Source organism: Lentzea sp. HUAS12, from assembly GCF_024125735.1.
GTDB lineage: Bacteria > Actinomycetota > Actinomycetes > Mycobacteriales > Pseudonocardiaceae > Lentzea > Lentzea albida.
Genome location: NZ_CP099738.1, coordinates 8,511,840 through 8,524,734 on the forward strand (window position 1 = coordinate 8,511,840; position 12,895 = coordinate 8,524,734).

General features: G+C 68.7%; 17 protein-coding genes. 12 read left to right on the forward strand and 5 right to left on the reverse strand.

Going from position 1 to position 12,895, the window contains the following annotated elements:
* Positions 1-165: 165 nt before the first annotated feature.
* Both rsmD and coaD read left to right on the forward strand, forming a co-directional pair.
* A complete protein-coding gene (gene rsmD / locus ND450_RS39895; RefSeq protein ID WP_089917652.1) occupies positions 166-720 on the forward strand; it encodes a 16S rRNA (guanine(966)-N(2))-methyltransferase RsmD in 555 nt (184 codons plus the stop codon).
* A gap of 53 nt (positions 721-773) precedes the next feature.
* Positions 774-1,256 carry a pantetheine-phosphate adenylyltransferase gene (gene coaD / locus ND450_RS39900; RefSeq protein WP_089917651.1) on the forward strand — a complete coding sequence of 161 codons (483 nt, stop codon included), beginning with the start codon at positions 774-776 and terminating at the stop codon, positions 1,254-1,256.
* Here coaD and ND450_RS39905 read toward each other — a convergent pair.
* On the reverse strand, positions 1,253-1,699 hold the full coding sequence (locus tag ND450_RS39905) for a GNAT family N-acetyltransferase (protein WP_253323246.1): 447 nt from the start codon (positions 1,697-1,699) through the stop codon (positions 1,253-1,255). The genes coaD and ND450_RS39905 overlap by 4 nt on opposite strands.
* Positions 1,700-1,813: 114 nt before the next feature.
* Between ND450_RS39905 and ND450_RS39910 the strand changes: the two genes are divergently transcribed.
* The 8 genes from ND450_RS39910 (at position 1,814) to ND450_RS39945 (ending at position 6,951) form a co-directional block, all read left to right on the forward strand.
* Entirely contained in the window at positions 1,814-2,530 is a 717-nt protein-coding gene (locus ND450_RS39910) for a DivIVA domain-containing protein (protein ID WP_253323247.1), read from the forward strand.
* 137 nt (positions 2,531-2,667) lie between these two features.
* Positions 2,668-3,249, forward strand: a complete 582-nt coding sequence (locus tag ND450_RS39915; protein ID WP_253323248.1) for a DUF177 domain-containing protein — start codon at positions 2,668-2,670, stop codon at positions 3,247-3,249.
* Positions 3,250-3,251: 2 nt separating this feature from the next.
* Positions 3,252-3,434 (forward strand): 50S ribosomal protein L32, encoded by a 183-nt coding sequence (gene rpmF / locus ND450_RS39920; protein ID WP_065916643.1) that lies wholly within the window; start codon positions 3,252-3,254, stop codon positions 3,432-3,434.
* Between the two features lie 16 nt (positions 3,435-3,450).
* On the forward strand, positions 3,451-4,254 hold the full coding sequence (gene rnc / locus ND450_RS39925; protein ID WP_253328114.1) for a ribonuclease III: 804 nt from the start codon (positions 3,451-3,453) through the stop codon (positions 4,252-4,254).
* Positions 4,255-4,263: 9 nt separating this feature from the next.
* The gene (locus ND450_RS39930) at positions 4,264-4,464 is read left to right on the forward strand and encodes a hypothetical protein (RefSeq protein ID WP_030467960.1); all 201 of its coding nucleotides are present in this window, start codon (positions 4,264-4,266) and stop codon (positions 4,462-4,464) included.
* Position 4,465: 1 nt separating this feature from the next.
* On the forward strand, positions 4,466-5,323 hold the full coding sequence (gene mutM / locus ND450_RS39935; RefSeq protein ID WP_089917642.1) for a bifunctional DNA-formamidopyrimidine glycosylase/DNA-(apurinic or apyrimidinic site) lyase: 858 nt from the start codon (positions 4,466-4,468) through the stop codon (positions 5,321-5,323).
* Between the two features lie 189 nt (positions 5,324-5,512).
* Positions 5,513-5,839: a PadR family transcriptional regulator gene (locus ND450_RS39940; RefSeq protein WP_090066438.1), complete on the forward strand. Its 327-nt coding sequence runs from the start codon at positions 5,513-5,515 to the stop codon at positions 5,837-5,839.
* On the forward strand, positions 5,836-6,951 hold the full coding sequence (locus tag ND450_RS39945; RefSeq protein ID WP_253323249.1) for a DUF1700 domain-containing protein: 1,116 nt from the start codon (positions 5,836-5,838) through the stop codon (positions 6,949-6,951). The genes ND450_RS39940 and ND450_RS39945 overlap by 4 nt, the downstream gene beginning before the upstream one ends.
* 34 nt (positions 6,952-6,985) lie before the next feature.
* Here ND450_RS39945 and ND450_RS39950 read toward each other — a convergent pair whose 3' ends face one another.
* Positions 6,986-7,426 carry a MarR family winged helix-turn-helix transcriptional regulator gene (locus ND450_RS39950; RefSeq protein WP_089917637.1) on the reverse strand — a complete coding sequence of 147 codons (441 nt, stop codon included), beginning with the start codon at positions 7,424-7,426 and terminating at the stop codon, positions 6,986-6,988.
* A gap of 215 nt (positions 7,427-7,641) precedes the next feature.
* Between ND450_RS39950 and ND450_RS39955 the strand changes: the two genes are divergently transcribed.
* A complete protein-coding gene (locus ND450_RS39955; protein ID WP_371927544.1) occupies positions 7,642-10,245 on the forward strand; it encodes a DUF4118 domain-containing protein in 2,604 nt (867 codons plus the stop codon).
* Complete coding sequence (locus ND450_RS39960; RefSeq protein WP_253323251.1) at positions 10,242-10,922, forward strand: response regulator; 681 nt, start codon at positions 10,242-10,244, stop codon at positions 10,920-10,922. Before ND450_RS39955 ends, ND450_RS39960 begins: the two co-directional genes overlap by 4 nt.
* 51 nt (positions 10,923-10,973) lie before the next feature.
* Here the strand turns inward: ND450_RS39960 and ND450_RS39965 are convergent, their stop codons facing one another.
* From ND450_RS39965 to ND450_RS39975, 3 genes are all read right to left on the reverse strand, one after another.
* Positions 10,974-11,480: a hypothetical protein gene (locus ND450_RS39965; protein ID WP_253323252.1), complete on the reverse strand. Its 507-nt coding sequence runs from the start codon at positions 11,478-11,480 to the stop codon at positions 10,974-10,976.
* A gap of 128 nt (positions 11,481-11,608) precedes the next feature.
* On the reverse strand, positions 11,609-12,088 hold the full coding sequence (locus ND450_RS39970) for a hypothetical protein (protein WP_253323253.1): 480 nt from the start codon (positions 12,086-12,088) through the stop codon (positions 11,609-11,611).
* A gap of 23 nt (positions 12,089-12,111) precedes the next feature.
* Positions 12,112-12,837, reverse strand: coding sequence for a CAP domain-containing protein (locus ND450_RS39975; protein ID WP_253323254.1), 726 nt, complete (start codon positions 12,835-12,837; stop codon positions 12,112-12,114).
* Positions 12,838-12,895: the final 58 nt, after the last annotated feature.

Here is a 12,895-nt window from a genome sequence, read left to right on the forward strand (position 1 = left end):
TTGGTTGCGATGGGACCCCACCGCCGGTTCCTCTTTGCTCAGGACGGCTCGCCTGCGGCATCGCACCGATCCACGGCTCGCCTTCGGCCTCGCGCGCCCACCACTCCGCCCCCTCGCGCCCACCACCTGGCTCGCCTCCGACATCGCGCCTGGGACGATGGGGCCGTGACACGAATCGTTGCCGGGTCCGCGGGAGGTCGCAGGCTCAAGGTCCCGCCCAAGGGCACGCGGCCCACGTCCGAGCGGGTGCGGGAGGCCTTGTTCAGCTCCCTCGAGTCGCTCATGGACCTGGACGGCGCCCGTGTGCTGGACCTCTACGCGGGGTCGGGGGCGCTCGGGTTCGAGGCGTTGAGCCGGGGGGCCGGGCACGCGACGTTCGTGGAGTCGGACAAGCGGGCCGCTGACGTGCTCAAAGGCAACGCCAAGGAGCTCGGGTTCGCGAACACGACCATCGCCAACCGCACGGCCGAGGCGTATGTGCTGGCCGAAGGGGAGGAGTTCGACGTCGTGTTCGCCGATCCGCCGTACGCGGTCGGGGACGACGAGCTCGCCAAGGTGCTCAAAGGGATCGTGCCGAGGCTCACGCAGGACGCCGTCTTGATCGTGGAACGTGCTTCGCGAAGTGGCGAACCAGCTTGGCCTGAAGGGGTGGAATCGTTGCGTGCCAAGCGTTATGGGGACACGGCCGTGTACTGGGGACAGGTGCGTTCTGATGGGTGACGAGAACCACGGACACGCCTGGAGGCGTCCGATCGGGTGCTAACGTCCGCTTCATGACACGTGCCGTGTACCCCGGCTCCTACGACCCGGTAACGAACGGTCACCTGGACATCATCGGGAGAGCCGCGCACCTGTTCGACGAGGTCGTCGTCGCTGTGCTCATCAACAAGAACAAGCGCACCTTGTTCGACGTCGAGGAGCGGCAGGAGATGCTGCGCGAGGTCACGTCGCAGTGGGACAACGTGCGCGTGGACTCGTGGCACGGGCTGTTGGTCGACTACTGCCGTGAGAACAACATCAAGGCCATCGTGAAGGGCCTGCGCGCGGTCAGCGACTACGACTACGAGCTGCAGATGGCGCAGATGAACCACCAGCTCACCGGTGTCGACACGCTGTTCATGCAGGCCAGCCCGCAGTACTCCTACCTGGCGTCCTCGCTGGTCAAGGAGGTCGCGACGTACGGTGGCGACGTCTCGACGCTGCTGCCCGCGGCCATCGAGCAGCGGCTGCAGCAGCGCCTCGCCGAGACCCGTTAGAGCGACAGCTTCATCCCGACGTGTGACGCGCTGAAGCCGAGCCGCTCGTAGAAGCGGTGCGCGTCCACGCGGGACGCGTCCGTCGTCAGCTGCACCATTCCGCACCCCCGTGCGCGCGCCTCGTCGACCGCCCACCGCACCAGGTCGGCGCCGAGGCCGTTGCCGCGCTGGTCGGAGCGCACCCGTACGGCCTCGACGGTCGCGCGGGTCATGCCCAGGCGCGACAGGCCCGACGTGAACGTCAGCTGCAGCGTGCCGACGACCTCGCCGCCGATGTCCGCCACGGCCAGGTACTGGTGCGGGTCGGCGTCGATCACCTCGAACGCCTCCAGGTAGGCCGGGTCGCCCGGCTTCTCGCGCCGCGCGCCCAGCGGGTCGTCCGCCAGCATCGCCACGATCGCGTCGACGTCCTCGGGCCGCGCCCGCCTGATTGTGATCTTCATGGTTCCCCCGGTGTGATGTGGGGAAATCCTGACACGCCCTGCCGACGTCCCGGTGCGGGGGAGATCGGCAGGGCACACTTGTGGGTGGGAGTCACAGGCTTGAGGGAGTGAGACGTGTACCGGGTGTTCGAGGCACTCGACGAGCTCGTCACGATCGTCGAGGAAGCGCGCGGAGTTCCGATGACCTCGGGGTGCGTGGTGCCGCGCGGCGACGTGCTCGAACTGCTCGACGACGTGCGCGACGCGATCCCCGCGGAGCTCGACGACGCGCAGGACGTGCTGGACCACAAGGAAGAGCTCGTCGGCAAGGCCAAGCACGAGGCCGAGTCCGGCGTGTCGAAGGCGCGCGCCGACGCGGACCGCATGCTCGCCGAGGCGCAGGCCGAGGCCGAGGCCATGCTGTCCGACGCGCGCGCCCGTGCGGAGCGGATGATCGCCGAGGCCGAGGACCAGGCGGAGCGGACCGTGGCCGCGGGCCGGCAGGAGTACGACGACCTGGTGGGCCGTTCGCACGCCGAGTCCGAGCGCATGATCCAGGCCGGCCGCGCCAACTACGAGCGCGCCACCGAGGACGGCCGCGCCGAGCAGGCCAGGCTCGTCAACGAGCAGGAAGTCGTCCGGGCGGCGCACGCCGAGGCAGCACGCATCCTCGACGCCGCCCAGAACGAGTCGATCCGGCTGCGGTCGGAGTGCGACGCGTACGTCGACGGCAAGCTCGCGGACTTCGAGGACCTCCTCGCGCACACGCTCCGTTCGGTCGGCAAGGGCCGTTCGCACCTGCGTGGTCCCGCCGTCGCGGGTGCCGCGGCACCGTTCGACTACGGTTCCTGACGAACCAGGTGGCCTGAACGTGTGATTCGCGCTACGTCGGACAGGTGGGTTCACCTGCCGATTTCACGCGCGGGGGCGTCGTCCCGTACCCTGGAACGGCTGGACGTGGTAGGTCCCCGCCGGCAACCAATCTGATCATGACTGAGCATCGTCACGCGTCCACGCGTCCCACAGCATCCGGTCCCTGGGTCTTCGACACCAGGGATCTCGGCCGTCGCGCCGGGTCCAGCCGACCCTTCGTCCGGTCGGTTCCCGCGGCAGGCATGGGGCTCCTCGGCGTGATCGCGGTGCCAGAAGGCGGAGAGGTGGAGCTCGACCTCCTGGCCGAATCGGTCGTCGAGGGCGTGCTCGTGTCGGGGACGGCGTTCGCCAAGGTCGAAGGTGAGTGCGCGAGGTGCCTCGAGCCCATCACCGATGAGGTTGAAGTCCGGATCACGGAGCTCTACGCGTACCCGGACAGCACCACGGACGAGACCACTGAGGAAGACGAGGTCAGCCGGATCGAGAACGATCTGATCGACCTCGAGCCTGTGGTGCGGGACGCCATCGTCCTCGCGCTGCCGCAGGCGCCGCTCTGCGAGCCGGACTGCAAGGGGCTTTGCTCCGAGTGTGGTGGCAGATGGGCGGAGCTCGGGCCCGACCACGGGCATGAGACGATTGACCCTCGTTGGGCCGCGTTGCAAGAGCGGTTCAGCGATGACAACTCGGAGGAGAAGTAGTCGTGGCCGTCCCGAAGCGGAAGATGTCGCGTTCGAACACCCGTGCGCGCCGTTCCCAGTGGAAGACGTCTGCCGTGCACCTGGTGGCTTGCCAGAACAAGGCCTGCCGTCAGCCGAAGCCGCAGCACGTCGCCTGCCCGGCCTGTGGTCAGTACGCTGGCCGCCAGGTCGCTCAGCCGGCCTGATCTCCTCGCCGTCGTAGTGGGGGGAAAGCCGCCGCGCGCACCGCAAGCGGACCGCGCGGACCTGCTCGAAGCGCTCGGCGTCCACCTGGACGCCGAGCTGCTCGTGCTCGCACTCACCCACCGGTCGTACGCGTACGAGAACGGCGGGCTTCCGCCGAACGAGCGTCTCGAGTTCCTGGGAGACGCGGTTCTCGGGTTGGTCGTCACCGACCACCTCTACCGCACCCATCCCGATCTTCCCGAGGGCCAACTCGCGAAGCTCCGCGCCAGCGTGGTGAACATGCACGCACTGGCGGGCGTAGCGCGTGACCTGGGCAAGGGCGGGCTCGGTGCACACCTGCTGCTCGGTCGTGGCGAAGAGCTGACCGGCGGCAGGGACAAGGCGAGCATTCTCGCCGACGGCCTCGAGGCCGTCATCGGTGCGGTGTACCTGCAGTTCGGTATCGATACCGCACGAACGTTCGTTCACCGGCTGTTCGATCCGCTCTTGGCCAAAGCTCCGCTTTTGGGTGCTGGACTGGACTGGAAGACAAGCCTGCAGGAGCTCACCGCTCAAGCCAGCCTCGGCGTCCCGGAGTACCGCGTGGACGACCAGGGGCCGGATCACCGAAAAGAGTTCACCGCAACGGTGCTCGTCGGTGGCCAGCCTTACGGCAAGGGTGATGGGCGCACCAAGAAGGAAGCCGAGCAGAAAGCCGCCGAAGCGGCTTATCATGTTCTGTCGGAACGGGTCAAGGCCGAGCAGGAGTCGGTCTCGACCAAGAACGGGCAGAACGGCGCCTCGGTGACGCCAGGGACCCTCCCATCCGAGGAAGACTGAGACACGCAAATGTATGCGACCAGGAACCGCACCAACCGCCGCACCCGCACCGTCCGCGGGCCGGTGAACACCTCCCGCAGCGGAGGCATCCAGGGACTTGTGCTGGTCAGGGACACGAGCCGTGCGGGGGTGTGGGTGCTCAAGCCCACCAAGCCGCAGGCCGCCGTGATCGAGGCGCAGCCCGTCGACGAGGGCAAGTCCGAAGCCTGACGTGCCCGAACTCCCAGAGGTCGAGGTAGTTCGCCTCGGCCTCGAAGCCCACGTCGCCGGCCGGGTCATCTCCTCGGTAGAGGTGCTGCACCCACGCGCCATCCGCCGGCACGACCTGGGTTCACAGGACTTCTGCGCGCGCCTGGCGGGCCAGCCCATGGCCGCCGCCAGGCGCCGCGGCAAGTACCTCTGGGTAGAACTGGCCGACAAGGCCGCCATGCTCGCGCATCTGGGCATGAGCGGCCAAATGCTGGTCCAACCCTCGTCGGCTCCCGACGAGAAGCACCTGCGCGTCCGCTTCCGGTTCGACGACGGCGGACCAGAACTCCGCTTCGTGGACCAGCGCACCTTCGGCGGCCTGGCTCTGGCCGAACTCGTCGAGGTCGACGGCACCCTCGTCCCGGACTCGGTGGCGCACATCGCCCGAGACCCGATGGACCCTCTCTTCTCCCGTGATGCTGCCGTGCGCGCGTTGCGCCTGCGTCACACGGAGATCAAGCGCGCCCTGCTCGACCAGACCCTCGTCTCCGGCATCGGCAACATCTACGCCGACGAGGCCCTCTGGCGCGCCAAGCTCCACGGCACCCGCATGACCGACAAACTCGCCAAGGCCAAGGCCGCCGAGTTGCTGGACCACGCCACCGACGTGATGCGTGAGGCCCTCGGTCAGGGCGGGACGTCGTTCGACGCGCTCTACGTGAACATCAACGGCCAGTCGGGGTACTTCGACCGCTCGCTGAACGCCTACGGCCAGGAGAACCGGCCGTGCAAGCGGTGCGGGGCGGCGATCGTCCGCGAGCCGTTCATGAACCGCTCGTCGTACTCCTGCCCGCGCTGCCAGCCGCGCCCGAGGCTCTGACCTCCGTCGGGGCTGTCGGCCCTGCGTCTCAATCACCTCGCTGAGCAACGCGTCAGCACCCGAGCACGTCCTCCCGGTGTGCCCTTGACGTGCCCAGATCCCTCTTCCTTCCACTCCGGGCCTAACGCATTAGACAGTACTGCGCGATGCGTAGTAGTGTTCACAGCGCAACAGCGTGCGGAGGGGGCCATGGACACCAGTCAACTGCTCAAAGGGGTGCTGGACCTGGCCGTCCTGGCGGTTCTCCGCAAGGACGACGGGTACGGGTACGACGTGGTGCGCAGACTGCGCGCCGGGGGATTGGACGAAGTAGGCGACGCGTCGGTTTACGGCACGCTGCGCAGGCTCTACAACGCGGGGATGCTGACCTCGTACGTGGTGCCGAGTGAAGAGGGGCCGCACCGCAAGTACTACAGCATCAACGAGACCGGGCGGGCGCGCCTGGCTGAGTCGAGGGAGACGTGGAGGTCGTTCGCGAGCACGCTGGACGGCCTGCTCGAGGAGGTCGCAGCATGAACACGCAAGCGCTTGGTGTCGAGCACTACCTGGCGGGGATGCGTGCCGCTCTCGACGACCTGCCGCCCAACGAGGTCGCCGAGATCATGGAGGACGTCGAGGCGCACGTCGCCGAGCTGTCCACCGAGCTCGGGGAGGGCGAGACCCTCGAACAGCGGCTCGGGTCGCCCGAGCAGTACGCGCAGGAACTGCGGCAGGCGGCCGGCTATCCGTCGCGGACCGAGCGGTTGTCGGTCACGACGAAGCAGCAGTGGCTGACGAGGCCTCGGGCGGCGGCGTGGGGGCTGGTCGCCGCCACCGGGGTGACGTTGCTCGCGGGCACGGTGGCGTTGAAGGAGCCCGCGGTGCTCCTGCTGCCCGCGGTGATCCTCGTGCTCAGCCTCGCGCTGGTGCACGACCGGGGGCCGCTGCAGCAGGAGATCATGAACCTGCCGGAGACCCACCGGCTCGAGAAGTGGCTGACGCCGGAGCAGGGCACGCCGGCGGAGCGCGCGCTCACGTACCTCAAGTCGTTGCAGCCCGCGTGGTGGCTGCTGCGGGCCGGTCTGCTCGGCCTCGGGGCCGTGCTGCTCGCGAGCCGCGACCTGCTCGGCTTCCTCGCGGTGGCCGGGATCGCGGTGCTCTCGGTGTTCGCCGGGCCGCGTGCCAAGGTCGACCGGCGGTGGCTGTGGTTCAGCCTGCCCGCCTCCGCGCTGGCGGTGGGGTTGCTGTTCCAGGTCATCGACGTCACGGCGAACCAGCTCGCGTACAGCACGTCGCGGTCGTCGTACATGCCGCCTGCGCCGCAGTCGTACGAGAACATCTACGCGTACGACGAGAACGGCAAGCTGCTGACGAACGTGCTGCTGTACGACCAGGACGGTCAGCCGATCAACGCGTCGCGCAACTACGCCAGCAGCTGCAACGAACCCGGCAGCGGTCCTGAGCCGGTGATTCCCGCTAACCGCTATCCGCGGCCGCAGATCGACTACGAAAACGGCCGGTGTTACACAGTGGCACCGAGCGTTCCCTCTCCGTCATCAACGCCTTCGGGGGAGAGCACGGCACCGTCGAGTTCTGGAAGCGCAACTCCGAGCTCGGTGCCACCCACTTCTGTGTCACCGAGCAAGTAAATCCTGGAGCGGGACCCGTCGGGGGGTCCCGCTCCTACTTGTTGTCCTGCGGTTCGGCCAGGTGGCGCAAAACCGGCATGGCCGAGCGCAGGTGTTCTCTGTCTTCCGGCGAAAGCTCGGACATTCTTTCACTCAATAGTTCGGCTTCGCCGTGAGCAAGCGACGCGATGGTCTCGCGACCGACTTCGGTGAGCACGACTATGGTCGCCCTGCCGTCTGCGGCGTCTGGTTCGCGACGGACGAGTCCGGTGGACTCCAGGCTGGTCACGACGGTTGTGGCGGTCGGCTGTGAGCACAGCGCGCGCACCGCGATCTCGCCGATTCGCATCGGGCCGTGGGCGCTCAGTTCTGACAGCACCAATAACTGGGTGGGTTGCAAACGACGGGCCGGAGCGGCCTGTCGAAGACTTCGCACCAGCCGGTGCACGGCCACCACGAGTTGAAGAGCCTCGTGGTTGGTGACGGTGGTGGGCATCGTTTCTCCGCGCGCATGTGATTGTCCGAATTCGGACACGAACCCTGGCACTTTCCCTCATTCACGCTCTGCGCGCTATCCGCCACTTGCCGATAACCCATTCGGCCGTTGTGGTGACGCGGGGCGTCACGGGGCGCGTCCAGCACACTTAAATGTGCAGGTAAACAGCGTAAAAAGCGCGGTGAAGCTCACTCGAACGGTCGCCGGGCTGAAGCATGATTCAACAGGACAGATCTCCTGACAGAACTGTGGGAAGGCGCACTCGTGTCGCCGGGTGGCGCAAGCCGTACCCCCGAACGGTCCAGGCGGGGCCGGTGCAGACTGGTCCGGTGAGTCCGAAACCCAGACGTGGTGCGCTCCGCATCCACCTCGGCGCCGCTCCCGGTGTCGGGAAAACGTTCGCCATGCTCAGCGAGGCGCACCGGAGGCGGGAACGCGGCACCGACGTCGTCATCGGATTCGTGGAGAGCCACGGCCGGGCGAGGACCGCTGAGCTGGTCGAAGGCCTGGAAGTCGTGCCGCGCAGGCACTTCACGCACCGCGGTGTCGAACTGTCCGAGATGGACGTTGACGCCGTGTTGGCCCGCGCGCCGCAAGTCGCCGTCGTGGACGAACTCGCGCACACGAACGCGCCGGGATCGCGCAATGCGAAGAGGTGGCAGGACGTCGAGGAACTCCTCGAAGCGGGTGTCGACGTGCTCTCGACGGTGAACATTCAACATCTTGAATCGCTCAACGACGTCGTTCAGCGCATAACGGGCGTGCCGCAGAAGGAAACGGTGCCGGACGAGGTCGTGCGCAAAGCCGACCAGACGCAGCTCGTCGACCTCACGCCCGAAGCGTTGCGCCGCAGGCTCGCGCACGGCGACGTCTACGCGGCGAACAAGATCGACGCCGCGCTCGGCAACTACTTCCGCGTCGGAAACCTCACGGCGTTGCGCGAACTCGCGTTGCTGTGGGTCGCTGATCAAGTCGACGTGGCGTTGATGCGCTATCGGACCGAACAGCAGATCACGGACACGTGGGAGACGCGCGAACGTGTCGTCGTCGCCATCACCGGTGGCGCGGAAAGTGAGACTCTCATCCGTCGCGCGCGTCGCATCGCCACGCGCGCGGGTGGCGACCTTCTGGTCGTGCACGTGCTTCGCGGTGATGGACTCGCGGGAGCGGATCCGCACTCATTGCAGAAGTACCGCACGCTTGCTGAAGACGTCGGTGCGACGTTCCACACCGTTGTCGGTGATGACGTGCCAACGGCGTTGCTGGAGTTCTCTCGAGGCGTGAATGCCACACAGCTCGTGGTCGGGACCTCGCGCCGTTCACGGTTCGCGCGCGTGTTCTCGGCGGGCATCGGCTCCACGGTCGTGCAGGAGTCCGGAGCGATCGACGTCCACATGGTCACGCATCCGGCGACGACCAACGGCTGGCGCGCCCGGTTCGCGGGCAGCCCGTTGAAGCCGGGCAGGCTCGCGTGGGGCTGGTTCCTCGCGATCGCCGGGCCCGCGCTGGTCACCGCGGCCGGGTCGTTGCTGCGGGAAGGCCTCAACTTCTCCACGAACGTCATCGCGTACCTGCTGGTCACGCTGGTCGTTGCGATGGTCGGCGGCCTCGGGCCCGCGATCACCGCCGCGCTGATCAACGCGTTGTTGCTGAACTTCTTCTTCACCGAGCCGCTCTACACGTTCACCATCAACGCGCAGCAGAACGTGCTCACCTTCTTCGCGATGATCATCGTCGGCGTGTCCACCGCGTTGGTGGTGGACTACGCCGCTCGCCGTGCGGCCCAAGCGGCGCGCGCTCGCACCGAGGCCACGCTCCTCGCGTCGTACGCGCGCACCGTCCTGACGAACCCGCAGCCGCTCGCACGGCTGTTGGAGAAGGTGAGAGAGAACTTCGGTCTCGCGTCCGTCGCGCTGCTCGAACGCGTCGACGGCGCCTGGGAACAGGTCGCGTGCGTCGGCATAGGCCCGTGCGACGAGCCCGACGACGCGGACGTCGACATAGCCGTGACGCCGGAGGTGCACCTGGCGCTGCGCGGCCGTTCGCTGCCCGCGTCCGACCGCCGCGTCCTGGAGGCGGCCGCGGGGCAGGCGTTGCTCGCACTGAGGCAGCAACGCATGGCCGAGCAGACCCTCGAGGCGCAGCGCCAGGCCTCCCGCACCGAACTGCGCACCGCTCTGCTGAGCGCCGTCGGCCACGACCTCCGCACGCCGCTGACGTCGATCAAGGCGTCCGTGGGCTCGTTGCGCGACCCGGAGCTGACGCTGTCGGGTGAGGACACCGCCGACCTGCTGGAGGCCGTCGAGGAGTCGGCTGACCGGCTGACCGGACTCGTCGACAACCTGCTCGACTCGTCCCGGCTCGCCACGGGCGCCGTCGAGCCGCAGTTCCGCGCGGTCGACTACTACGAGGCCGTCGCACGGGCGTTGGCCGGGCAGACCGGCGACGTCGAGGTCGACGTCCCGGAGGAGCTGCCGCCCGTGCGCGCCGACCTGGGCCTGCTCGAACGCGTGATCGCGAACGTCGTCGGCAACGCCGTGCGCTACGCCGGCGCCGTCGCGGTGCGCGCGTCCGCCCACGGCTCCGAGGTGGAACTGCGCGTCGTGGACCACGGCCGAGGCCTGCCCGCCGGCACCGCGGAGGAGGTCTTCGCGCCGTTCCAACGCCTGGGCGACCGCACGCCGGGTGGCGTTGGTCTCGGTCTGAGCGTGGCGAAGGGCTTCACGGAGGCGATGGGAGGCACGATCACCATGGAGGACACACCCGGTGGCGGCCTCACCGTGGTGATCTCATTCCCCGCCGAGGAGAGGGCAGCGTGACGAAGGTACTGGTGGTCGACGACGAGCCGCAGATCGTGCGCGCCCTGCGGATCAACCTCTCGGCGCGGGGCTACGAGGTGCTCACGGCCCCCGACGGCGCGACGGCTCTCCGGCTGGCGGCGGACGGCAAGCCCGACGTCGTGGTCCTGGACCTGGGCCTGCCGGACATGGACGGCACCGACGTCATCGCGGGCCTGCGCGGCTGGACCAGCCTGCCGATCATCGTCCTGTCCGCCCGCACCGACTCGGCCGACAAGGTCGACGCCCTCGACGCCGGCGCCGACGACTACGTGACGAAACCCTTCGGCATGGACGAGCTGCTGGCCCGCCTGCGCGCCGCCGTCCGCCGCTCGGCCGCCACCGGGCCGGAGGACGAGCCGGTCGTGAAGACCGCCTCGTTCACCGTCGACCTGGCGGCGAAGCGAGTGCTGAAGGACGGCACCGAGGTGCACCTCACGCCGACCGAGTGGGGCCTGCTGGAGGTGCTGGCGCGCAACGCGGGCAAGCTGGTCGCGCAGAAGCAGCTGCTGCGCGACGTGTGGGGGCCCGCGTACGAGAAGGAGACGCACTACCTGCGGGTGTACCTGGCGCAGCTGCGGCGGAAGCTGGAGCCGGAGCCCGCTCGGCCGCGGCACCTGCTGACGGAGCCCGGCATGGGGTACCGGTTCGAGCCGTGAGGCAGGGCCTTCGGGGCCGGTGGTCGCGACGCCCGTGGAGCTCGCCCGGAGCTAGGGCTTCGGGTCCGGCGACGGCGTGCTCGACGACGTGGACGGCGTCGGTTCGGGCGTCGACGACGAGGAAGAGGACGACGGGCTCGACGACGGCGGCTCCGTGTGGGGCGGCGGCGTGCTCTGCGTCTCGGTCTTCGTCGGCTTGGCCGGGTCGGTGGTGAGCTGCGGCCCCTGCGGCGTGCCCGGCTTCGGCTGGTCCTGCTGGGGCGCGGCCTGCTTGCGGTCCGGCGCGGACGCGGGCTTGGGCGAACCGGCGCTGGAGGACACGGTGACGACGACGGTGCTGGTGCTGCCGTCGGGTGCGACGCTCGTGATGGTCTGCACGATGTCGGCCGCCGTGCGCTCCGGTGCCGCCTCACGGCCTGAGGCGGCGAGCATGGACGCCACGGTGGCGAACAGCGTCGCGACGACGACACCGCCCGCAGCCAGCATCACTGCCGTGCCCACGCGCTTCTTCTGCGGGGCCGGCTCGGTCGGTGACTGCGGATGATCTTCCTCGAACACACCCATCTCCTCGTGGGATACCCGGTCGGATGGTCTTGCGTTCGAGTTATCGGCGGAAACGAACCAACGCCTCAGTCCCGCCACACCTTCGTGTAGCAGTGCGTCACATGGCGGTGACTGGCGTAACCCTAGGACGTCGGAGTCGTTGGGTCCGGGTTCGTCGTGGTGGTGGTCGTCGTGGACGACGTGGTGGTCGTGGTCGTCGTCTGCTTCGAGGTGGTGGTCGTCGTCGACGTGTTCGCGGGCGGCGGTTCCTCGGTCGTGACCGTGGTCGTGGTGCCGTCGGGACGCGTGATGGTCGTGACGCGCGTCTTCTTCGTCGTCGTGGTGGTCGCGGAGGTCGTCGTGGTCTCCGAGACCGACGACGTCTGCTCCACGGACGACGTCGGGGAGGACGTCGGCACGATGCTCAGGGCGTCGCGCACGGCCTCCTTGCGCGGGGGCTGGGTCGCCGGCGCCTCGTTCGCGGAGTCCGAACCCGCGGCGAGGGAGGCGACGGCGGCGAAGACGGTCGCCAGCACGACGCCTGAAGCGGCCAGGACGACCTGCGGTGCACCCCGGCGCAAGCGCATGCGCGGGCGCGAGTCCGGTTCCGGGCTCTCGTACACGAAGTTTCCCCTGCTCGAAGCGGTCAGCGGCCGAAGTTCTGGGTCCAGTAGTTGCCGCGGGTGTCCAGCCCCACGCCCATCGTGGTGAAGCTGCAGTTCTCGATGTTCTCGCGGTGGCCGGTGCTGTTCATCCAGCCCTTCACGACGGCCTGGGCGTTGGCGTAGCCCTTCGCGATGTTCTCGCCGCCCGGCCTCGGGTAGCCGGCTTCCTTCATGCGGACGTCGAACGTGCGGCCGTCCTGCGAGGTGTGCGAGAAGTAGTTCTTGTTCGCCATGTCCGTGCTGTGGGCCTGCGCGGCGGTCGTGACGCGGTCGTCGATCACGAGGGCCTTGCAGCCGGCCGCGGCGCGGGCGTCGTTCACGAGCGCGAGCACGGCCTGCTCCGGCGTCTGGCCGGTCGGTGCCTGCGTCTGCGTGGGCGGCTTCGCCGCTTCGGGAGGCGCCGTCGTCGTGGTGGTGGGCGCGGCGGACGAAGAAGAAGAGGAAGGCGTCGTCTCGGTCGTCGTGGTGGTGGGAGCGGAGGAGGATGACGAGGAGGCGGGGGGAGTGCCGGCACCGGTGGCTTCGAGGGTGGGGCGTCCGTTGGGTGCGGCGGCGTTGCCCGTGCCGAACTGGTTCGCCGCGTCGGCGCTCTCCTGCTGCGCGGCGGTGGTGAAGCCGATGCCGAGAGGAGAGGTGCCGGTGAAGGCGAGACCGCCGATTCCGGTCGCACCGATCAGCAGGCCGAGTAAGAGGCTGCGGGCACTCACGGGTCGGGACCGTACCACTAATGGGTGACAAGCCCTGAGTGCGTCGTTGGTCACGTGG